We start from the raw sequence: 21,284 nt of genomic DNA, 5'->3' as shown, positions 1-21,284 counted from the left end.
GCCTCAGCCCTCCTTGCCGGCATTGGAAACGGCCTTGGATAGGGCACTGCCCACGAGATCCTCGACGCGGATGCGGGCTTCCAGCGATTGCTTGAAGGCGGCGGATGCCTGTTTCGCCTGAGCCGGCAGATCGGCCCATTCGGCTGCGGCGCCCGGCAAGTCGCCATTCTTCACCTTGTCTTCCATGCGTGCGGCGATCGCCTCGACGCTCTCACCCTCAATGTTACCAACGGGGCGGACCGTCACCAGCGACTTGGCGCTCGCCATCAACCGGTCGGACCAACTCTGGTTGGCATCGGTCTGATTGATGGAATCGACGATAGCCGTTGCGACGTCCGGCACCTGTCGGACAAGCTCGGCGCGCGAGGGAACGCCGGTCTCCGCGAAATTGCGCAGATCCGCGGTGGCAGGATCATCGGGCGAGACCCCCGCAAAGGTGTCGAGCTCGGCAACGAACGGCCCGCCGCGATCGATCGCCGCCTTCAACGCGGCGGCGGCGATGGCCTTGGCGACGGCGACGTCCTGCCGCGGTTCGTTGAGCTTCTTTTCCGCTTCAGCCAGACGTTGCTCGATATCCGCGTTATTGGAGGTTTTTTGCTCCGAGGCTTGCGTGACGGCGCCACGCAACTGATCGATCTGGGCGGTCAGGTCGGCAATCTTCTGATTGAGAGCGTCGACCGAGGTTGTGTCGGCGGGCACAGCGGGCGAGGTCTTTGCCGTCGCCTCCAACGCTGCAATGCGCTGTTCCAGCGCACCGTTATCGGACGTAGCGGGGGTAGCGGCGAGATTGGCGACCGATTGCTTGAGGCCGTCGATCTCGGCGGAGAAATTGGCGATCTCGGCGGATGGTGTCTCGGGCGTGGACGAACCCGGCAGGTAGCCCGCATATTGAATGGCGCCTGCACCGACAAGCGCGATCAAGCCGCCGACAATACCGGCGGCGATCAGGCCCGATGTGTTGCTGCGCTGCGGGGCGGGCGACGCTGGCAAAACCGACTCATTCGTCGCGAGCTCGGGTTCGGCAGCAGCCTTTGGCGTTTCGTTAGGCAACGGCTCGCTGGTCAATTCGGGTTGCGCCGGAGGCTCATCCGCAGGGCTCACATCCGATGCGCCAGTCGGCTCCTCGGCTTTCGTTTCGGTATCCTTGGCAGAAGCAAATTCCTGCGTATCCAGATCGATTGTGACCGGCTCTTCGGTGTTCTTCGAGTGGCGAGGCGGATTTCCTGGTGCCATGAGATCCTCTTACTTATGCATTGCAACGAAACTAGTCAGTGATGCCAGTCAAGAAAAGAGGTTAGATAAAATTTGGGCGCACAAGGCGTTCAAAGGAGCGACAAAAGGCTGCTCTCCTCCGGCATCACAGCGATGCTGACGGTGCCCCGCAGCGATGCCGGGACCCCTTCGGCAACCGATTTGCTGAGGCAGAGAAGACGTATTCCATCTGTCCGGCCTGACCGCATCCGCACTTCGGCCGCGCGGAAGAAATTTTCGGCTGTTTGGCGTGAATAAAAGAGGATTGCATCCGGCGGTTGCTGCTCAAAGATCGTGTCCAGCGTTTGTGGGGCGATCGGTGTCGGCTCCATCCGGTAGCATTCCGAGACGGTGATCTTCAGGCCGATTTCGTGCGCGCGCTTCTCGAAGGTCTCCGCTCTCGGCGAGCCGGCGAGATAGAGAACCGGGCCGCCTGCCTTTTTCGCGATCGTCTCGGCAAGCTCGGTGCCGCTGCCGCCCGATGCCGTGACGGAGATAAAACCGATCGCTCGCGCTTCTTCGGCCGTCGCATCCCCGACCGCAAAGACCGGGCGTTTGAGATGGGTAGCTAGCTCGACGTCAGGCTTTGCGAGTGCCCTGATCGCTTCGGCGCTGGTGATCGCGATAGTGCCCTTGGTCATACGCAAACCGCGCAACGCCGCATTTGCATCGTGAACCGGTCGTGACAGGGGCAGCAATATCGGTTCGTGTCCCAGGTCGCGAAGACGCCTGGCGGTGCGCTCGCCCGAATGTCGAGGACGGGTCACGAGCACGCGCATCGAGACATCAACTCCAGTCGTCGAAGAAGCTGCTGCCGGCGCGCGCGCGGATCTCCTGCCCGGCACGGGTTCCCAATGCCGCCGCATCGCGCCTGTGGCCATCGACGGTAACGGCATGCTGGTTACGGCCGTCCGGCGTGATGATCAAACCAGAGAAGCGCACCTGGTCACCTTCGCAGACGGCGTAACCGGCGATCGGCGTGCGGCAGGAGCCGTCCAAGGCGGCGAGGAAGGCCCGCTCGCAGGAAACGGCATCGAAGGTTGCGGTATCATTGATGGGAGCAAGGAGCGCGTCGATGCGGGCATCACCAATACGGCTTTCTATGCAGATCGCACCTTGAGCGGGTGCGGGCGGAAAGGTTTCCGCGGCGAGGATATCGGTTATCACCTCGACCTTGCCGAGCCGTTTCAATCCGGCGAGCGCAAGCAGCGTCGCATCGACCTGGCCTTCCTGCAGCTTTCTAAGCCGCGTATCGACGAGGCCACGGAAGGTAATGACGTTGATATCAGGACGCATCCGGCGGATCAGCGCCTGGCGGCGAAGCGACGAGGAGCCGACAGTCGCGCCATGAGGCAGGTCGATCAGCTTTGGCGCTGTGCGCCCGATCACCGCGTCGCGGACATCCTCGCGCGGCAGGTAGGCGGACAGACAGAGCCCCTCGGGAAGCTGTGTCGGCATGTCCTTGGCGGAATGCACGGCAATGTCGAGGTCGCCGCTCGCAAGCTGCTGCTCCAACTCTTCCGTGAAAAGTCCCTTGCCGCCGATCTCGGCCAGTGAGCGGTCGGTGATACGATCGCCCTTGGTGCTCAGCACGACGACTTCGAACATCTCTTCCGGCAGCCCATGCGCCGCCATCAGCCTGTCACGTGCTTCGTGAGCCTGAGCGAGCGCCAGCGGGCTGCCTCGAGTGCCGATCCGGAAAGGTTTTGTTTGCATCCGCATTGATCCGTTGTTACCGGAGTTCCTCGTAAACAGGTTTAAGACCCATCGCAATCAACGATCAGGTTTCATGGCGCCCTTTCTACGCATCCTCGGCATCGAAACAAGCTGCGACGAAACCGCAGCGGCAGTGGTCGAGCGAGCTGTCGACGGGCAGCCGACGGTGCGTTCGGACGTCGTCTTGAGCCAGCTCGAGGAGCACAGCGCTTATGGCGGTGTTGTACCCGAGATCGCCGCCCGCGCCCATGTCGAGGCTCTCGACACGCTGATCGATGAAGCCTTGAAACGCGCCAATGTGTCGCTCTCCGATATCGATGCCATCGCGGCAACCTCGGGGCCGGGCCTTATCGGTGGCCTGCTCGTCGGCCTGATGACCGGTAAGGCGATCGCCAAGGCGTCCGGAAAACCGCTCTATGCCGTCAACCACCTCGAAGGGCACGCGTTGACGGCGCGGCTGACGGATGGGCTTGCATTTCCCTACCTGATGCTACTCGTGTCCGGCGGCCACACCCAGCTTATTCTCGTGCGCGGCGTCGGGCAATACGAGCGTTGGGGTACGACGATCGACGATGCGCTCGGCGAAGCCTTCGACAAGACGGCGAAATTGCTGAGCTTGCCTTATCCTGGCGGGCCGGCGGTTGAGCGCGCGGCCAAGAGCGGTAACCCGGACCGCTTCAATTTTCCGCGACCTCTGGTCGGGGAGGCGAAGCTCAATTTCTCGTTTTCCGGTCTGAAGACAGCCGTGCGTCAGGCGGCAACCGAGATCGCGCCATTGACCGAGCAGGATGTCGCGGACATCTGCGCCTCCTTCCAGAAGGCGATCTCACGAACGCTGAAGGATCGCATCGGTCGCGGGCTCGCGCGCTTCAAGGCGGAGTTCCGAAATGTCGAAGGCGGACCGGCCCTGGTGGTTGCCGGTGGGGTCGCGGCCAATCTGGAGGTTCGCAGTACCTTGCAGTCGCTGTGCGACAAGCATGGCTTTCGTTTCGTAGCGCCGCCGCTGCATTTGTGCACGGATAACGCTGTGATGATTGCCTGGGCAGGTCTGGAGCGAATGGCAACCGACGTCGAGCCGGATGACCTCGATGTGCAGCCGCGCTCGCGCTGGCCACTGGATTCCAATGCCGAGACGTTGCTTGGCTTCGGCAAGCGTGGAGCGAAAGCATGAGCGAAAAGATTGCCGTCGTCGGAGCTGGAGCTTTCGGAACGGCGCTTGCCGCAGTGATTGCCCTGACGGAGAGCAATGCGGTAACGCTTATCGGCCGAGACCCGGAGCTGATCGCCGACCTGAAGGCCGAGCATCGGCATGGCGCCGCCTTGCCGGGCATTGCGTTGCCGGAGTCGCTAGACTTTTCCGCCGAACCGGACGCGATCGGTGATGCCGACATCGTGCTCTTCGCGATGCCCTCGCAGGCGCAAGCGGACGCAGCGAGGCAGTACCAGCCTTATCTCGCAAGCAATGCCATTGTTGTCACCTGTGCCAAGGGCATCGAGCGGGCAACCGGCAACCTGCTGACCGACATGCTGGAGCGCGAAATACCCGGCCACGCGATCGCTGTGTTGTCCGGACCCGGCTTTGCTGCCGATATCGCGAAGGGATTGCCGACGGCGATGGCAATCGCCGCGGCGGATATGGATGTCGCCGAAAGGCTGGCCCATGCGATTTCCGGGCGGACGTTCCGGCTCTATGCCTCGTCTGACCGGATCGGCGTCCAGCTCGGCGGAGCGCTGAAGAACGTTTTGGCGATTGCCTGCGGCATCGTCGAGGGGGCCGGTATCGGCGACTCTGCACGAGCGGCGCTGATTGCGCGCGGACTTGCCGAAATGTCGCGCTTTGTCGTCGCCAAAGGCGGGCAGGCGGATACGGTGCGAGGGCTCTCTGGCCTCGGCGACCTAGTGTTGACGGCGACCAGCCATCAGTCGCGCAACCTGCGCTTCGGCATTGCGCTCGGTCGCGGCGAGACCGTCAATCCCGCCCATGGCGACCTCGTCGAGGGCGCTTTTGCGGCAGCAGTGGCGTCACGTCTGGCGCAGTCGCTCAACGTCAGCATGCCGATTACCGATGCAGTTTCGGCTATCATCGAAGGTAAGCTCGGTATTGCCGAAGCCATCGATCAGCTCATGACGCGTCCGATTACGACTGAATAGGAGTTCCGATATGCTTTTTGCTCTCCTCTGCAAGGATAAGCCCGATCACCTCAATGTCCGCATGGAGGCACGGCCCGCCCACGTGGAACATCTCAACAAGCTCAATGCCGAGGGTGTGCTGAAGATGGCCGGACCGTTTCTCGATGGCGAGGGCAAGCCGTGCGGCAGCCTCGTCATCATTCATGCCGATACGATCGAAGCAGCCAAAGCGCTGGCGGACAACGATCCCTACACCAAGGCCGGGCTTTTCGAGAGCGTCGACATCAAGCCCTTCAATTGGGTCTTCAACAATCCGGAGGCATGAGCGTGGCGCATTGGCTCTACAAATCTGAACCGTCTGCCTGGTCCTGGGAGCAGCAAAAGGCGGCCGGCGAGAAGGGCACGGAATGGACCGGTGTCCGGAACTATCTTGCCCGCAACAACATGCGGGCGATGCAGCTGGGCGACAAGGGGTTTTTCTACCACTCCAATGAGGGTCTCGAGATCGTCGGTATCGTCGAGGTCTGCGCTCTGTCGCATCCGGACTCGACCGCCAAGGGCGACGACCGCTGGGACTGTGTCGATATACGTGCCGTCTGCGACGTGCCCAAGCCGGTTTCATTGAAGGACATCAAGGCCAACGAAAAGTTCGCCAAGATGTCGCTCGTCACCTCCATGCGCCTGTCGGTGCAGCCGGTAACGGATGAGGAGTATCTGGAGATCTGCCGCTTGGGCGGCCTCGACAATCCACCCCGCTGAGCAGTCGTTGAAAACCGATCCCGAAATCTTCATCCGCGCTAATACCAGCGTGATGACGCCGCCGCATGTGCCGGAAATTCGATTGCACTTGGCGGACGAAGCCCATGACCTGTGGCTGAAAACGGAAGAGGAGCTGGCGGAAATCGGCCTGCCGCCGCCCTTCTGGGCGTTCGCCTGGGCGGGCGGTCAGGGTTTGGCGCGGTACATACTCGACAATCCTGATATCGTTGCCGGCAAGCGCGTTCTTGATTTCGCCACAGGTTCCGGCCTCGTGGCGATTGCGGCAAAGATGGCGGGAGCGGCCAAAGTCGTTGCTGCCGATATCGATCCGTGGACCGAGACCGCTGTGCGGCTGAATGCTGGCCTGAACAAGGTCGAGGTGGACTTCACCGGTGCCGATTTGATCGGCGGCAAGGTCGAGACCGATATTCTGCTCGCCGGCGATGTCTTCTACGACAGCGATTTTGCCTCTGCCATCATTCCATGGTTCGAGACGCTCAGCCGCCAGGGCCTCGCCGTCCTGATCGGCGACCCGGGACGCAGTTACCTTCCCAAGGAGAACCTGGAATTCTGCGCGGTCTATCAGGTTCCGGTCACCCGGGCGCTTGAAGACAGCGAGGTGAAGAAAACGACCGTTTGGCGTTTCACGGCCTGATCACACAGACGCCGGCCTCGTAAGAGCAACTGCTGCTCTTTGTCGTGACGTCGATCACCTTGGCCATTGGCGCAAGCGCTACGCTTGGTCTGGAACCAGGGAAACTATAGCCACTAGCGGTCACATACGTCCCACCATTGGTATCGTAGGCGTACGACGAGCCCGCATAGGTGCCGCTGACGCCTCCGCCCTGCGGTGGTTGAACGAGGACGATGACATTGCGTCCGCCATAGCCATATCCATAGCCATTGCTGCCGCGATACGGAAATGAAGCGCGCTTGATCAGAGGCGTGTAACCGGGGCGATGGCCGGGCCCACCGTATCCATCCGAGAAACGGATGCGTCCATCGTTCCATCCACGAAAGGGACGCCCGACGATTGTAGGCGCATGGTGCCTCATGAATCCCTTGCCACCGTGGCGAAAGAACGAATTCCTGCCGAAATCGTCCGCCGAGGTCGGCAGCGCGATCAAAGCGGCAGCTGCGAGGGACACGAGCGTGGAGATGATTTTCAGCATCGCGCGAATCTCCGAAAATGAGATGGTTAACAAAGCGTTAACAGCAAAATGCGCCAAAAGTCGTCCGTTGTCCAGAAGACGTCGCAGTGTGCCGCCTGCATCGAGCACCAGCCGGGGCGTCAAGCACAGTTCGCGCCACCCAGAGACGCAAATCGATTAAATTAAATTGGGGGTGCAATTATACTTGTCGTTAGGGGCTTACGTGATTAAACGTCGCCATTGATGCGACGCACACAAACAAATTTGTCATTCGTGTGGTCGCCTTGAATGCTCCCGCATGTAGGAGCGCAGAGAAGACGCCGCGAGGTTCTGATGGCGAATGTGACAAATAATCGGCCCCTGTCGCCGCATTTGCAAATTTACAAACCAATCCCCACCATGATCATGTCGATCGTTCACCGTATCACCGGTGGCGCACTCTACGTGGGCACGCTGCTGGTCGCCTGGTGGCTGATCGCGGCTGCGACTGGCCAGGCCTACTATGATTGGGTCAATTGGATCCTCGGCAGTATCGTCGGCAAGCTCGTACTGCTCGGTTATACCTGGGCATTGCTGCACCATATGGTTGGTGGCTTCCGTCACTTCGTCTGGGATCTCGGCTACGGCTTCGACAAAGAAGTCTCGACCAAGATGGCCCAGGCTTCCATCGTCATATCGCTCTGTCTGACCGTGCTGGTCTGGGTGATCGGCTTCCTTATTCGTTTCTGAAGGTTGTTCTCATGGATATGCGCACCCCTCTGGGTAAGGTTCGCGGCCTTGGCTCGGCCAAGGAAGGAACCGATCATTTCTGGCGCCAGCGCGTCACGGCGGTTGCCAATGTGCCGCTTTTTCTCTTCTTCATCATCTTCATGATCGTTCACGCAGGCGAGCCATACGCCGACGTGGTTCACGCGCTGTCGAACCCGCTCGTTGCGGTTATCATGGGCTTGATGGTCGTTTCCGGCGTCATCCACATGCGGCTCGGCATGCAGGTCATCATCGAGGACTACGTTCACGGCGAATTCGCCAAGATCGGCCTGTTGATGCTGAACACCTTCTTTTCGATCCTGATGGCGGGGCTCTGTCTCTTCGCCATTCTGAAAATTGCATTCGTAGGATAACCGTATCATGGCACCGACTTCACCCGCTCAGAATGGGAAGGCCTACAAGTACGTTGATCACTCGTATGATGTGATCGTCGTTGGCGCTGGCGGCGCTGGCCTTCGCGCCACGCTTGGGATGGCCGAACAGGGTTTCCGCACCGCCTGCATCACCAAGGTATTCCCGACCCGCTCGCACACGGTCGCGGCCCAGGGAGGCATCGCCGCCTCGCTGCAGAACATGACGCCGGACAGCTGGCAGTGGCACCTCTACGACACCGTCAAGGGTTCCGACTGGCTCGGCGACGTCGACGCCATGCAGTATCTCACCATGGAAGCGCCGAAGGCGGTCTATGAGCTTGAGCACTACGGCGTTCCCTTCTCGCGTAACGAGGAAGGCAAGATCTACCAGCGCCCGTTCGGCGGCCACATGCAGAACTTCGGCGAAGGCCCGCCGGTCCAGCGCACCTGCGCCGTTGCCGACCGTACCGGCCACGCCATCCTGCACACGCTCTATGGCCAGTCGCTGCGCAACAACGCCGAGTTCTTCATCGAGTATTTCGCGCTCGACCTGATCATGTCAGATGACGGTAGCCGCTGCACCGGCGTCGTCGCCTGGTGCCTCGATGACGGCACGATCCATCGCTTCGCCGCCAAGATGGTAGTGCTGGCGACCGGTGGCTATGGCCGCGCCTACTTCTCGGCGACGTCGGCGCACACCTGCACCGGCGATGGTGGCGGCATGGTGGCACGTGCCGGGCTGCCCCTGCAGGACATGGAATTCGTGCAGTTCCACCCGACCGGCATCTACGGCTCCGGCTGTCTGATCACCGAAGGCGCGCGTGGCGAAGGTGGTTACCTCGTGAATTCCGAGGGCGAGCGCTTCATGGAACGCTACGCCCCTTCGGCCAAGGATCTTGCCTCGCGCGACGTCGTTTCGCGCTGCATGACGCTTGAGATCCGCGAAGGCCGCGGCGTTGGCAAGAACAAGGACCACATCTTCCTGCATCTCGACCATCTCGATCCGGCCGTTCTGCACGAGCGCCTGCCGGGGATTTCCGAGAGCGCGAAGATCTTCGCCGGCGTCGACGTGACGCGAGAGCCGATCCCGGTGCTGCCGACCGTTCACTACAACATGGGTGGCATTCCCACGAACTATTGGGGCGAAGTGCTGAACGCCGACAGCTCCAATCCGGAACGCATCATCCCAGGCCTGATGGCGGTCGGTGAAGCTGGTTGCGCCTCGGTGCACGGCGCCAACCGCCTCGGCTCCAACTCGCTGATCGACCTCGTGGTCTTCGGTCGGGCGGCCGCGATCCGCGCCGGCGAGGTCATCGACCGCGCGGCACCGGTGCCGCATCTGAACGTCGCTGCCTGCGACAAGATCATGGATCGCTTCGACAGCCTGCGTAACGCCAGCGGCGGCACGCCGACAGCCGTGCTGCGCGAGAAAATGCAGCGCGCCATGCAGGAAGACGCCGCCGTGTTCCGTACGCAGGAATCGCTGGAATCGGGCTGCAAGCGCATTTCGGCCATCTGGCAGGAGATGCGTGACATCAAGGTCACCGACCGCTCGATGATCTGGAATTCCGACCTCGTCGAGACACTGGAACTGCAGAACCTGATGGCCAACGCCATCACCACGATCTACGGCGCCGAAGCCCGCAAGGAGAGCCGCGGTTCTCACGCCCGCGAAGACTACACGGAAGGCGCATTCGCTGGCCGCGACGACGTCAACTGGCGCAAGCACACGCTCGCCTGGGTCAACGAGTCAGGCGACGTCAAGCTCGACTACCGCCCGGTGCACACCGAGCTCATCGCAGAGGGTATCGATCCCAAGAAGATCGCGCCCAAGGCTCGCGTGTACTAAGAGGAACTGGACATGGTTGAACTCGCACTTCCCAAGAACTCCCAGATGCGCGAAGGCAAGGTGTGGCCGAAGCCGGCTGGCGCCAAGAATACCCGCGAATTCCGCGTTTACCGCTGGAGCCCGGATGACGGCCAGAACCCGTCGATCGACACCTTCTACATCGATGTCGACGATTGCGGCCCGATGGTGCTCGACGGCCTGCTCTACATCAAGAACAAGATCGACCCGACGCTGACGCTGCGCCGTTCCTGTCGTGAAGGCATTTGCGGTTCCTGCGCGATGAACATCGACGGCACGAACACGCTCGCCTGTACCAAGGGCATGGACGAGATCAAGGGCTCGGTGAAGATCTACCCGCTGCCGCATATGCCCGTGGTCAAGGATCTGGTTCCCGACCTCACCAACTTCTACGCCCAGCATCGCTCGATCGAGCCGTGGCTGAAGACGGTTTCGCCGACGCCGGCCAAGGAATGGAAGCAGAGCCACGAGGATCGCCAGAAGCTCGACGGCCTTTATGAGTGCATCCTGTGCGCCTGCTGCTCGACCTCCTGTCCGAGCTACTGGTGGAACGGCGACCGATATCTCGGTCCGGCCGTTCTCCTGCAGGCCTATCGTTGGCTGATCGACAGCCGCGACGAAGCAACCGGCGAGCGTCTCGACAATCTCGAGGATCCGTTCCGCCTCTATCGCTGCCACACGATCATGAACTGCGCGCAGACCTGCCCGAAGGGTCTGAACCCGGCCAAGGCGATCGCCGAAATCAAAAAGATGATGGTCGAGCGCCGCGTCTGATCGATCCAGCAAGAGGGCCGCAAATGCGGCCCTTTTCTTTATCCGATCACGAAGCCTTGATTTACCCGGGATTGCGCCAAATTTGTCTCGCGGCTACGGCGTTGCTCCCACATAGACACAATTTCTCCTCGCGCTGGCTTGATTCAATACAGCCTTTCAAGATAATTCCGCCGTGATTGCGCGGCAACTTCAGGACAATACTGGAAAAATCAGGAGTATCATGATGCAGTTCAGACATATGGCGACAGGTCTCGTGGTTATTCTGTCGTTAGCTGGCTGCCAGCGCACCGCATATAATGATGCAAGCTATTCTGCTCCGGCGCCGCTCACCGCCCAGCCGGTTCCCTCGGTTCAGGGTGGGCAGCTTCCGCCGCCTTCCGGCTCTTCGCAGTTTCCTGCCGCTCCGACGGCCTCGGCACCTGTCGCTGGCGGTCAGCCCGGCGCGATGGCGGCGAATGCGATGGACGTCACCAAGGAATCGATGGTCGGCAGCTGGCGCGTCAACGGCTCCTGCGACATGTTCCTGACGCTTACCAATCTCGGCAGCGGCTCGCGTGGCGGTACGCGCGGCTGCGTTGGCGAGCTGACGGCGATGGGCTCCTGGGAAGTTTCCGGCAAGCAGGTTCTCCTGAAGGACCGCAGCGGCAACCAGATCGGCAGTGTCTATAAGACAGCCGACAATGCCTTCAGCGGCCAGACCAATACCGGTCAACCGATCAGCCTCAGCCGTTAAAAAAGATTGGGCGGCGAAGGCCGCCGATCCTGCATAGGCGGACCTCCTTTATGCAACCCATGCCAGACTACTCCCTGAGCGTCAGCGAACAGTTGAAGTCGCTGACGGTTTCGGGCGCGCTTCAAATCGATTCGGCCCAGATGCATGTGGCGAAGTGCCTGGATCGGGTGCTGTCGGGATTGAAGCAGCGACGGCCGGCGGCAAAGGCGAGCGCTCTCGGCTGGCTTTTCGCCAACAAGAAGAAGCCATCGGAAACGGTTAAAGGGCTTTACATTCACGGCAGCGTCGGTCGCGGCAAGACGATGCTGATGGATATGTTCTTCGGGATGGCGCCCTGCGCGAAGAAACGGCGCGCGCATTTCCACGAATTCATGACCGACGTGCACAATCGCATTGCGGCGCATCGCCTGAAGCTCAAGCAGGGTGAAACCAAACAGGCCGATCCCATTCCGGTGGTCGCCGCTGCGCTCTATGATGAAGCCGAACTGCTTTGCTTCGATGAATTCACCGTGACTGATATCGCCGACGCGATGATCCTCTCGCGGCTTTTCTCCGAACTTTTCCGCCGTGGATGCCTGTTGGTCGCGACCTCGAATGTCGAGCCGGACAATCTCTACAGGGACGGCCTCAATCGAAGCCTGTTTCTACCCTTTGTCGATCTTCTGAAGCAGTACGTGGAGATCGTCACTCTCGACTCGCCGACCGACTACCGGATGGAGAAGCTCGACAGTCAGCCGGTCTATCTGACGCCGCTTGATGCCCGGACCGACATGGCCATGGATGCCTCCTGGATGCAGGCGCTGCATGGCCGCAGGGCGCACTCGCTGGAAATTCCGATGAAAGGGCGGACGATCCACGTGCCGCTGGCCGTCGACCGCCTGGCGCGGTTTTCCTTTGCTGATCTCTGCGAGAAACCCCTTGGTGCAGCTGATTTTCTCGCCATTGCCGAACGCTTTGATGCCATCTTCGTCGATCACGTACCGTTCCTTGGTCCCGAAAAGCGCAACCAGACGAAGCGCTTCATTATCCTGATCGATACGCTTTACGATCATGCAGTGCGGCTCTATCTGTCCGCTGCAGCGATGCCTGAAAATTTGCTGACACAAGCGCGTGGTACCGAGGGCTTCGAATTTGACCGCACTGTCTCGCGCCTTTTTGAAATGCGCAGCGATGAGTATCTGGCCTTGCATCAGGGATGCCGTGCCGCGGAGTAACGTTTCGGTGACAATTTATCTTACGTTTACGTAAGAATTTTATGATCTAAACGATTGAATTTCCTTGCTCAAAAATAATCGTTTGCCATTTTTTGGCTTTGGAGCTATGCGATTGCGGCATTGGGCGAGGCCCCTCCGCGCGTCGCCTGACGAATTTTGATCGCAAAGGAAACAGCGAAATGGCGCGTAACAAGATCGCACTCATTGGTTCTGGCATGATTGGTGGCACGCTGGCGCATCTCGCCGGCCTGAAGGAGCTGGGTGACATCGTTCTCTTCGATATCGCCGACGGCATTCCTCAGGGTAAGGGCCTCGACATTGCCCAGTCCTCTCCGGTCGAGGGCTTCGATGCCAATCTGACGGGCGCCAGTGACTATTCCGCGATCGAAGGGGCGGACGTCTGCATCGTCACCGCAGGCGTTGCTCGCAAGCCGGGCATGAGCCGCGACGATTTGCTCGGCATCAACCTCAAGGTCATGGAGCAGGTCGGCGCCGGCATCAAGAAGTATGCCCCGAACGCTTTCGTGATCTGCATCACCAACCCGCTCGATGCGATGGTCTGGGCTCTGCAGAAGTTCTCCGGCCTTCCGGCCAACAAGGTCGTCGGCATGGCCGGCGTTCTGGATAGTTCGCGTTTCCGCCTGTTCCTCTCCAAGGAATTCAACGTTTCCGTCCAGGATGTCACCGCGTTCGTTCTCGGCGGCCACGGCGACACGATGGTGCCGCTCGCTCGCTACTCGACCGTTGCCGGCATCCCGCTCACCGACCTCGTCACCATGGGCTGGGTCACCAAGGAGCGCCTCGAAGAAATCATCCAGCGCACCCGTGATGGTGGCGCTGAAATCGTTGGCCTGCTGAAGACCGGCTCGGCCTACTACGCGCCGGCTGCTTCCGCGATCGAGATGGCTGAATCCTACCTCAAGGACAAGAAGCGCGTTCTGCCTTGCGCAGCGCAGCTCTCCGGCCAGTACGGCGTCAAGGACATGTATGTCGGCGTTCCCACCGTCATCGGTGCCGGCGGCGTCGAGCGCATCATCGAGATCGACCTCAACAAGGCCGAAAAGGAAGCCTTCGACAAGTCCGTCGCTGCTGTCGCCGGCCTGTGCGAAGCCTGCATCAACATCGCGCCTGCGCTCAAGTAATCAGTCGGCGTGCTGACGCAATCCAAACAGGAATAGACCCATGAATATTCATGAATATCAGGCCAAGGCTCTGCTGAAGGGCTATGGCGCGCCGGTCGCGAAGGGCGTGCCGATCCTCAAGGTCGAGGAAGCCGAAGCTGCCGCCAAGTCGCTGCCGGGTCCGCTCTACGTGGTCAAGAGCCAGATCCATGCTGGCGGCCGTGGCAAGGGCAAGTTCAAGGAGCTCGGCCCCGACGCCAAGGGCGGCGTTCGCCTTGCCAAGTCGATCGACGAAGTCGTTGCTCACGCCAAGGAAATGCTTGGCAACACGCTGGTAACGGCGCAGACGGGCGAAGCCGGCAAGCAGGTCAACCGCCTCTACATCGAAGACGGCGCAGACATCGACCGCGAACTGTATTGCTCGCTGCTGGTCGACCGCTCGGTTGGCCGCGTTGCCTTCGTCGTATCGACGGAAGGCGGCATGGACATCGAAGCTGTTGCTCACGACACGCCTGAGAAGATCCACACGATCGCCATCGATCCGGAAACCGGTGTGACGGCTGCTGACGTTGCTGCGATCTCCAAGGCTCTCGAACTGACCGGCGTTGCCGCCGAAGATGCCAAGTCGCTGTTCCCGGCGCTCTACAAGGCCTTCGGCGAAAAGGACATGGCGCTGCTCGAGGTCAACCCGCTGATCGTCATGAAAGACGGTCACCTGCGCGTTCTCGACGCCAAGATGTCCTTCGACGGCAACGCGCTGTTCCGCCATGACGACGTCAAGGCGCTCCGCGACGAGACCGAGGAAGACGCCAAGGAAATTGAAGCTTCCAAGTGGGATCTCGCTTACGTCGCTCTCGACGGCAACATCGGTTGCATGGTCAACGGCGCCGGTCTCGCCATGGCGACGATGGACATCATCAAGCTTTACGGCAAGGAGCCGGCGAACTTCTGCGACGTCGGCGGTGGTGCTGGCAAGGAGAAGGTCGCTGCGGCCTTCAAGATCATCACTGCGGATCCGAAGGTAGAGGGCATCCTCGTCAACATCTTCGGCGGCATCATGCGTTGTGACGTCATTGCCGAAGGCGTTGTCGCGGCCGTGCAGGAAGTCGGTCTGAAGGTTCCGCTCGTCGTTCGCCTCGAAGGCACCAATGTCGAGCTCGGCAAGAAGATCCTCAACGAGTCAGGTCTGGCGATCACCGCGGCTGATGATCTTGACGATGCGGCGAAGAAGATCGTCGCGGCGATCAACGGCTGAGGACTGATCATGGCCTTCCAGTCCACGCCCTCTGCTGCTCATCTCCGTCTCAACGCCTTTGCCGGCGTTTGGGAAGGGGAAGAGCATGTGGCAGCGTCGGCGTGGACCACGGAGGGCAAAGCCTGTGCCGAACTCTCCGCTGAGGCGCTCTTCGGCGGGTTCTTCCTGGAACAGCGCTATCGCCAGACGCGCGAAGGCGCCGTTTCGTTCGAAGCTCGCAACCTCTTCGGTTTCGACGGGTCAGAGCAGGCCTACAAGCTCTACCAGTTCGATACCGTGGGTTTCGTGCCGCCTTCGCCCGCTTCTGGCGAGTGGAGCGACATCGAGCTCGTGCTGACGAAGACTTCGCCGCGCGGTACACAGCGCACCGTATTCACATTTGAAAATGAAGACCGCTACCGGATGGGCGTGAGCTTTTCGCCTGCAGGCAGCGACACCTGGCAGGAGGTCGTCAGCGGGATCTACCGTCGCACGTCCCCCACGTCTTCCAACCTCTCCTAAACAAAGGCCTCGCATGTCCATTCTCGTCAACAAAGACACCAAGGTTCTCGTTCAGGGCCTGACCGGCAAGACCGGCACCTTCCACACCGAACAGGCGCTCGCCTATTACGGCACCAAGATGGTCGGCGGCATTCACCCGAAGAAGGGTGGTGAATCGTGGTCGTCTGGCGTCGACGGCACCTCGCTGCCGATCTTCGCCTCTGTCGCCGAAGCCAGGGACAAGACCGGCGCCGATGCGACCGTCATCTACGTTCCGCCGGCAGGCGCCGCCGATGCGATCATCGAAGCGATCGACGCCGAGATCCCGTTCATCACCTGCATCACCGAGGGCATCCCGGTCATGGACATGGTGCGTGTGAAGGCCAAGCTCGACAAGTCGAAGTCGCGCCTGCTCGGCCCGAACTGCCCGGGCATCCTGACGCCGGAAGAGTGCAAGATCGGCATCATGCCGGGCTCGATCTTCCGCAAGGGTTCGGTCGGTATCGTCTCGCGTTCCGGCACGCTGACCTACGAAGCCGTGTTCCAGACCTCGAACGAAGGCCTCGGCCAGACGACGGCTGTCGGTATCGGCGGCGACCCGGTCAAGGGCACGGAGTTCATCGACGTGCTCGAAATGTTCCTCGCTGACGAAGCCACGACCTCGATCATCATGATCGGCGAAATCGGCGGCTCGGCTGAAGAAGACGCGGCACAGTTCCTGATCGATGAAGCCAAGAAGGGCCGCAAGAAGCCGATGGCCGGCTTCATCGCGGGCCGTACGGCGCCGAAGGGCCGCACGATGGGTCACGCAGGCGCCGTTGTTTCCGGCGGCAAGGGTGACGCAGAATCGAAGATCGCGGCGATGGAATCGGCCGGGATCAAGGTGTCGCCGTCCCCGGCTCGCCTCGGCAAGACGCTGGTTGAAGTCCTCAAGGGCTAATCCATCCATACCTCGGGCAGCGGCGTTCACCGCCTGCCCGGGGCTCGACTTCTAAAATGGAATGAGCCGCGGACAGGCGGCTAACGACAGATGCGGCAAGCCGGTCGAGTATCCGGCGGAATCACAAGTCAGGAGGCGGACGAAGGCGTCCGCGTGTAACCATGGCACGGCAAGAAGCCAACGAGCAGTTTCAGATTACCTCGTTCCTGGATGGCGCCAATGCTGCCTATATCGAGCAGCTTTATGCGCGTTATGAGGAAGACCCGAACTCGGTCGGCGAGGAATGGCGGTCCTTCTTCAAGGCGCTGGAAGACAATCCGGAAGATGTGAAGAAGGCGGCCAAGGGCGCGTCCTGGCGCAAGGCAAATTGGCCCCTGCAGCCGAAGAGCGACCTCGTTTCGGCGCTCGACGGGGATTGGGGCGCTGTAGAGAAAATCATCGAAACCAAGGTCAAGGGCAAGGCGGAAGCAGCCGGCAAGCCGACCGATGGCGCCGACATCCTGCAGGCGACGCGCGACTCCGTCCGCGCCATCATGATGATCCGCGCCTACCGCATGCGCGGTCACCTGCATGCCAAGCTCGACCCGCTCGGGATTGCGGCACCTGTCGAAGACTACAAGGAACTGTCGCCCGAAGCTTACGGTTTCACCGAGGCCGACTATTCCCGCAAGATCTTCATCGACAACGTTCTCGGCCTCGAATACGCCACCCTTCCCGAGATGATCGAGATCCTCGAGCGCACCTACTGTTCGACCCTCGGTGTCGAGTTCATGCACATCTCGAACCCGGAAGAGAAGGCTTGGATCCAGGAACGGATCGAAGGTCCGGACAAGGGCGTCGCTTTCAGCCCTGAGGGCAAGAAGGCCATCCTCGCCAAGCTCGTCGAAGCCGAAGGCTACGAGCAGTTCCTCGACGTCAAGTTCAAGGGCACCAAGCGTTTTGGTCTCGACGGTGGTGAATCGCTCGTCCCGGCACTCGAGCAGATCCTGAAGCGTGGCGGTCATCTCGGCCTTCGTGAAGCCGTGTTCGGTATGGCCCACCGCGGCCGTCTGAACGTGCTCTCGCAGGTCATGGGCAAGCCGCACCGCGCGATCTTCCACGAATTCAAGGGCGGCTCCTACGCGCCTGACGAAGTCGAAGGCTCGGGCGACGTGAAGTACCACCTCGGCGCCTCCTCCGACCGTGAGTTCGATGGCAACAAGGTTCACGTCTCGCTGACGGCCAACCCCTCGCACCTCGAAATCGTCGATCCCGTCGTCATGGGCAAGGCTCGCGCCAAGCAGGACATGGGCGCCACCGTGTGGGATGGCGACATCATCCCGCTGTCCGAGCGCGCCAAGGTTCTGCCGCTTCTGATCCATGGTGACGCGGCTTTCGCTGGCCAGGGCGTGATTGCCGAAATCCTCGGCCTCTCCGGCCTGCGCGGCCATCGCGTTGCCGGCACGATGCATGTCATCATCAACAACCAGATCGGTTTCACCACGAACCCGGCCTTCTCGCGCTCGTCGCCCTATCCGTCCGACGTTGCCAAAATGATCGAAGCGCCGATCTTCCACGTCAACGGCGACGATCCGGAAGCGGTCGTCTATGCGGCCAAGATCGCGACCGAATTCCGCATGAAGTTCCACAAGCCCGTTGTGGTCGACATGTTCTGCTACCGCCGCTACGGCCACAACGAAGGCGATGAGCCGTCCTTCACGCAGCCGAAGATGTACAAGGTCATCCGCGCTCACAAGACCGTGCTGCAGATCTATGCGGACCGTCTTGTTGCAGAGGGCCTCGTCAGCGACGGCGAAGTCGAGAAGATGAAGGCCGACTGGCGTGCCCACCTCGAGCAGGAGTTCGACGCCGGCCAGAGCTACAAGCCCAACAAGGCCGACTGGCTGGATGGCGAGTGGTCGGGCCTGCGCACGGCCGACAATGCCGACGAACAGCGCCGCGGCAAGACCGCCGTTGCGATGAAGACGCTCAAGGATATCGGCCGCAAGCTTTCGGAAATTCCGGAAGGCTTCCGCGCGCACCGCACGATCCAGCGCTTCATGGAAAACCGTGCCAACATGATCCAGACGGGCGAGAACCTCGACTGGGCGATGGCTGAGGCGCTTGCCTTCGGCTCGTTGGTCGTCGAAGGTCACAAGATCCGCCTGTCCGGCCAGGATTGCGAACGAGGCACCTTCTCGCAGCGTCATTCGGTTCTCTATGATCAAGAGACGGAAGAGCGCTACATTCCGCTCGCGAACCTGTCGTCCAACCAGGCTCGTTACGAAGTCATCAACTCGATGCTTTCGGAAGAAGCGGTCCTCGGCTTCGAGTATGGCTATTCGCTGGCTCGTCCGAACGCGCTAACGCTCTGGGAAGCCCAGTTCGGCGACTTCGCCAACGGTGCGCAGGTCGTCTTCGACCAGTTCGTTTCGTCGGGCGAACGCAAGTGGCTGCGTATGTCGGGTCTCGTCTGCCTGTTGCCGCATGGCTACGAGGGGCAGGGTCCTGAGCATTCCTCGGCCCGCCTCGAGCGCTTCCTGCAGCTTTGCGCAGAAGACAACATGCAGGTTGCCAACGTCACGACACCGGCGAACTACTTCCATATCCTGCGCCGGCAGCTGAAGCGTGACTTCCGCAAGCCGCTCGTTCTGATGACGCCGAAGTCGCTTCTGCGCCACAAGCGGGCCGTTTCCAGCCTTGCGGAACTGGCCGGTGAGTCCTCCTTCCATCGCCTGCTTTGGGACGATGCGGAGGTTATCAAGGACGGCCCGATCAAGCTGCAGAAGGATGCCAAGATCCGCCGCGTCGTCATGTGCACCGGCAAGGTCTACTACGACCTCCTGGAAGAGCGCGAAAAGCGCGGCATTGACGACATCTACCTGCTGCGCGTCGAACAGCTCTATCCGTTCCCGGCAAAGGCGCTCATCAACGAGCTTTCCCGCTTCCGGAACGCAGAGATGGTCTGGTGCCAGGAAGAGCCGAAGAACATGGGTGCATGGTCGTTCATCGACCCGTATCTGGAATGGGTGCTCGCCCATATCGATGCGAAGTACCAGCGCGTCCGTTACACCGGCCGCCCGGCTGCCGCTTCGCCGGCCACGGGTCTGATGTCCAAGCATCTGTCGCAGCTCGCCGCATTCCTCGAGGATGCGCTGGGCGGCTAAGGGATCGGGGCGATGGCATATTTCTTCCTCAGACTTGTGCCGCCTCGTCCTCGCTTCCCGCATGACGCGACCGGAGAGGAAATGGCTGCGATGAGCCGCCATGCCGCTTATTGGCACCGCAACGCAGAAGAGGGATTGGCGATTGCCGTCGGTCCCGTCTTCGAAGGCGAGGGAGCCTGGGGCATGGCAGTCGTTTCGGCAGCGGATCAGAAGGCGGCGCAAGCGCTTGCCGATGCCGATCCGATCATCCAGTCCGGTTACGGCTTTCGCTTTGACATATTGCCAATGCCCTCGATCATTCTCCGGCCATCTGCTGCCGGAAACGAATAAACGAACACAAGCAAATCAGGATTTGAACAATGGCCACAGAAATCCGCGTTCCAACTCTCGGTGAATCCGTCAGCGAGGCAACCGTCGGTACCTGGTTCAAGAAGGTCGGCGACGCCATCAAGGCTGACGAGCCGATTCTCGAGCTTGAAACCGACAAGGTGACCATCGAAGTGCCGGCACCGGCTTCCGGTACGCTGTCCGAAATCGTTGCCCAGGCTGGCGAGACGGTCGGTCTCGGCGCACTGCTCGGCCAGATCGCCGCGGGCGTCGGTGCCGCTGCTGCCCCGGCCGCTCCCGCCAAGGCTGCCGAGCCCGCTGCTGCAGCACCTGCACCAGTCGCCGCTGCTGCTGCGCCGGCTGCTTCAGTCTCCGCCATGCCGCCCGCACCGGCTGCCGCCAAGATGCTGGCCGAGAACAATCTGTCGGCCGATCAGATCGACGGTAGCGGCAAGCGCGGCCAGGTTCTGAAGGGCGACGTGATTGCTGCTGTTGCCAAGGGCATCTCCGCTCCGGCAGCCGCTGCCGCTCCCGCCGTTCCGGCTGCTGCCCGCGGCCCGTCGACGGTAGAGGACGCCGCTCGCGAAGAGCGTGTGAAGATGACGCGCCTGCGCCAGACGATTGCCAAGCGCCTGAAGGACGCCCAGAACACGGCCGCCATGCTGACCACTTACAACGAGGTGGACATGAAGGCGGTCATGGACCTGCGCGCCAAGTACAAGGACGTCTTCGAAAAGAAGCATGGCGTGAAGCTCGGCTTCATGGGCTTCTTCACCAAGGCGATCACCCATGCGCTGAAGGAACTGCCGGCTGTTAACGCTGAGATTGATGGTACCGACATCATCTACAAGAACTTCTGCCACATCGGCATGGCCGTCGGCACGGACAAGGGCCTCGTTGTTCCCGTCATCCGCGACGCTGACCAGATGTCGATCGCTGAAGTCGAGAAGGAACTGGCACGTCTGGCAAAGGCTGCCCGCGACGGTTCGCTTTCGATGGCCGACATGCAGGGCGGTACCTTCACGATCACCAATGGCGGCGTCTACGGCTCGCTGATGTCTTCGCCGATCCTGAATGCGCCGCAGTCCGGTATCCTCGGCATGCACAAGATCCAGGACCGTCCGGTTGTCGTCGGTGGCCAGATCGTCATCCGTCCGATGATGTATCTCGCGCTTTCCTACGATCACCGCATCGTCGACGGCAAGGAAGCCGTGACCTTCCTCGTTCGCGTGAAGGAAAGCCTGGAAGATCCGGAGCGTCTGGTTCTCGATCTCTAAGCATTCGACTGGGCCGCGCGAG

General features: G+C 61.1%; 22 protein-coding genes. 18 read left to right on the top strand and 4 right to left on the bottom strand.

Annotated elements, in window-relative coordinates:
* Positions 1–3 precede the first annotated feature (3 nt).
* From ATY80_RS13730 to hemC, 3 genes are all read right to left on the bottom strand, one after another.
* Positions 4–1,233 carry a COG4223 family protein gene (locus ATY80_RS13730; protein ID WP_088692960.1) on the bottom strand — a complete coding sequence of 410 codons (1,230 nt, stop codon included), beginning with the start codon at positions 1,231–1,233 and terminating at the stop codon, positions 4–6.
* 89 nt (positions 1,234–1,322) lie between these two features.
* A complete protein-coding gene (locus ATY80_RS13725; protein ID WP_088692959.1) occupies positions 1,323–2,030 on the bottom strand; it encodes a uroporphyrinogen-III synthase in 708 nt (235 codons plus the stop codon).
* Positions 2,031–2,037: 7 nt separating this feature from the next.
* Positions 2,038–2,967, bottom strand: a complete 930-nt coding sequence (gene hemC / locus ATY80_RS13720) for a hydroxymethylbilane synthase (protein WP_088692958.1) — start codon at positions 2,965–2,967, stop codon at positions 2,038–2,040.
* A gap of 73 nt (positions 2,968–3,040) precedes the next feature.
* Between hemC and tsaD the strand changes: the two genes are divergently transcribed.
* From tsaD to ATY80_RS13695, 5 genes are read left to right on the top strand one after another with little or no spacing between them, the layout of a single operon-like run.
* Positions 3,041–4,138 (top strand): tRNA (adenosine(37)-N6)-threonylcarbamoyltransferase complex transferase subunit TsaD, encoded by a 1,098-nt coding sequence (tsaD, locus tag ATY80_RS13715; RefSeq protein WP_088692957.1) that lies wholly within the window; start codon positions 3,041–3,043, stop codon positions 4,136–4,138.
* Positions 4,135–5,118 carry an NAD(P)H-dependent glycerol-3-phosphate dehydrogenase gene (locus ATY80_RS13710; protein ID WP_088692956.1) on the top strand — a complete coding sequence of 328 codons (984 nt, stop codon included), beginning with the start codon at positions 4,135–4,137 and terminating at the stop codon, positions 5,116–5,118. The genes tsaD and ATY80_RS13710 overlap by 4 nt, the downstream gene beginning before the upstream one ends.
* 10 nt (positions 5,119–5,128) lie before the next feature.
* Entirely contained in the window at positions 5,129–5,422 is a 294-nt protein-coding gene (locus ATY80_RS13705) for a YciI-like protein (protein ID WP_088692955.1), read from the top strand.
* Positions 5,423–5,424: 2 nt separating this feature from the next.
* Positions 5,425–5,856 carry an EVE domain-containing protein gene (locus ATY80_RS13700; protein WP_088693229.1) on the top strand — a complete coding sequence of 144 codons (432 nt, stop codon included), beginning with the start codon at positions 5,425–5,427 and terminating at the stop codon, positions 5,854–5,856.
* 7 nt (positions 5,857–5,863) lie between these two features.
* Positions 5,864–6,511, top strand: a complete 648-nt coding sequence (locus ATY80_RS13695; protein ID WP_088692954.1) for a methyltransferase — start codon at positions 5,864–5,866, stop codon at positions 6,509–6,511.
* Here the strand turns inward: ATY80_RS13695 and ATY80_RS13690 are convergent.
* Entirely contained in the window at positions 6,501–7,028 is a 528-nt protein-coding gene (locus tag ATY80_RS13690; RefSeq protein WP_088692953.1) for a hypothetical protein, read from the bottom strand. The genes ATY80_RS13695 and ATY80_RS13690 overlap by 11 nt on opposite strands.
* Positions 7,029–7,340: 312 nt before the next feature.
* Between ATY80_RS13690 and sdhC the strand changes: the two genes are divergently transcribed.
* The 13 genes from sdhC to odhB all read left to right on the top strand — a co-directional run bounded on the left by sdhC (position 7,341) and on the right by odhB (position 21,262).
* Positions 7,341–7,736, top strand: a complete 396-nt coding sequence (gene sdhC / locus ATY80_RS13685; protein WP_088692952.1) for a succinate dehydrogenase, cytochrome b556 subunit — start codon at positions 7,341–7,343, stop codon at positions 7,734–7,736.
* Positions 7,737–7,747: 11 nt separating this feature from the next.
* Entirely contained in the window at positions 7,748–8,128 is a 381-nt protein-coding gene (gene sdhD / locus ATY80_RS13680) for a succinate dehydrogenase, hydrophobic membrane anchor protein (RefSeq protein ID WP_088692951.1), read from the top strand.
* Positions 8,129–8,135: 7 nt separating this feature from the next.
* A complete protein-coding gene (sdhA, locus tag ATY80_RS13675) occupies positions 8,136–9,977 on the top strand; it encodes a succinate dehydrogenase flavoprotein subunit (protein ID WP_088692950.1) in 1,842 nt (613 codons plus the stop codon).
* Between the two features lie 12 nt (positions 9,978–9,989).
* Positions 9,990–10,769, top strand: a complete 780-nt coding sequence (locus ATY80_RS13670; RefSeq protein WP_088692949.1) for a succinate dehydrogenase iron-sulfur subunit — start codon at positions 9,990–9,992, stop codon at positions 10,767–10,769.
* Between the two features lie 223 nt (positions 10,770–10,992).
* Positions 10,993–11,502 (top strand): protease inhibitor Inh/omp19 family protein, encoded by a 510-nt coding sequence (locus tag ATY80_RS13665; RefSeq protein ID WP_088693228.1) that lies wholly within the window; start codon positions 10,993–10,995, stop codon positions 11,500–11,502.
* Positions 11,503–11,552: 50 nt separating this feature from the next.
* A complete protein-coding gene (gene zapE / locus ATY80_RS13660) occupies positions 11,553–12,716 on the top strand; it encodes a cell division protein ZapE (RefSeq protein WP_088692948.1) in 1,164 nt (387 codons plus the stop codon).
* Positions 12,717–12,895: 179 nt separating this feature from the next.
* Positions 12,896–13,858 carry a malate dehydrogenase gene (mdh, locus tag ATY80_RS13655; RefSeq protein ID WP_088692947.1) on the top strand — a complete coding sequence of 321 codons (963 nt, stop codon included), beginning with the start codon at positions 12,896–12,898 and terminating at the stop codon, positions 13,856–13,858.
* 40 nt (positions 13,859–13,898) lie between these two features.
* The gene (gene sucC / locus ATY80_RS13650) at positions 13,899–15,092 is read left to right on the top strand and encodes an ADP-forming succinate--CoA ligase subunit beta (RefSeq protein ID WP_088692946.1); all 1,194 of its coding nucleotides are present in this window, start codon (positions 13,899–13,901) and stop codon (positions 15,090–15,092) included.
* A gap of 9 nt (positions 15,093–15,101) precedes the next feature.
* Positions 15,102–15,593, top strand: a complete 492-nt coding sequence (locus ATY80_RS13645) for a DUF1579 family protein (RefSeq protein ID WP_088692945.1) — start codon at positions 15,102–15,104, stop codon at positions 15,591–15,593.
* 13 nt (positions 15,594–15,606) lie between these two features.
* A complete protein-coding gene (sucD, locus tag ATY80_RS13640; protein WP_088692944.1) occupies positions 15,607–16,512 on the top strand; it encodes a succinate--CoA ligase subunit alpha in 906 nt (301 codons plus the stop codon).
* A 161-nt stretch (positions 16,513–16,673) separates the two neighbouring features.
* Positions 16,674–19,658: a 2-oxoglutarate dehydrogenase E1 component gene (locus tag ATY80_RS13635; protein WP_088692943.1), complete on the top strand. Its 2,985-nt coding sequence runs from the start codon at positions 16,674–16,676 to the stop codon at positions 19,656–19,658.
* A 12-nt stretch (positions 19,659–19,670) separates the two neighbouring features.
* Positions 19,671–19,988 carry a YciI family protein gene (locus ATY80_RS13630; RefSeq protein WP_088692942.1) on the top strand — a complete coding sequence of 106 codons (318 nt, stop codon included), beginning with the start codon at positions 19,671–19,673 and terminating at the stop codon, positions 19,986–19,988.
* 29 nt (positions 19,989–20,017) lie between these two features.
* A complete protein-coding gene (gene odhB / locus ATY80_RS13625; protein WP_088692941.1) occupies positions 20,018–21,262 on the top strand; it encodes a 2-oxoglutarate dehydrogenase complex dihydrolipoyllysine-residue succinyltransferase in 1,245 nt (414 codons plus the stop codon).
* Positions 21,263–21,284: the final 22 nt, after the last annotated feature.

The organism is Rhizobium sp. R711, from assembly GCF_002211365.1.
Classification (GTDB): Bacteria; Pseudomonadota; Alphaproteobacteria; order Rhizobiales; family Rhizobiaceae; genus Rhizobium.
This window is presented reverse-complemented; position numbering and strand designations above follow the sequence as displayed.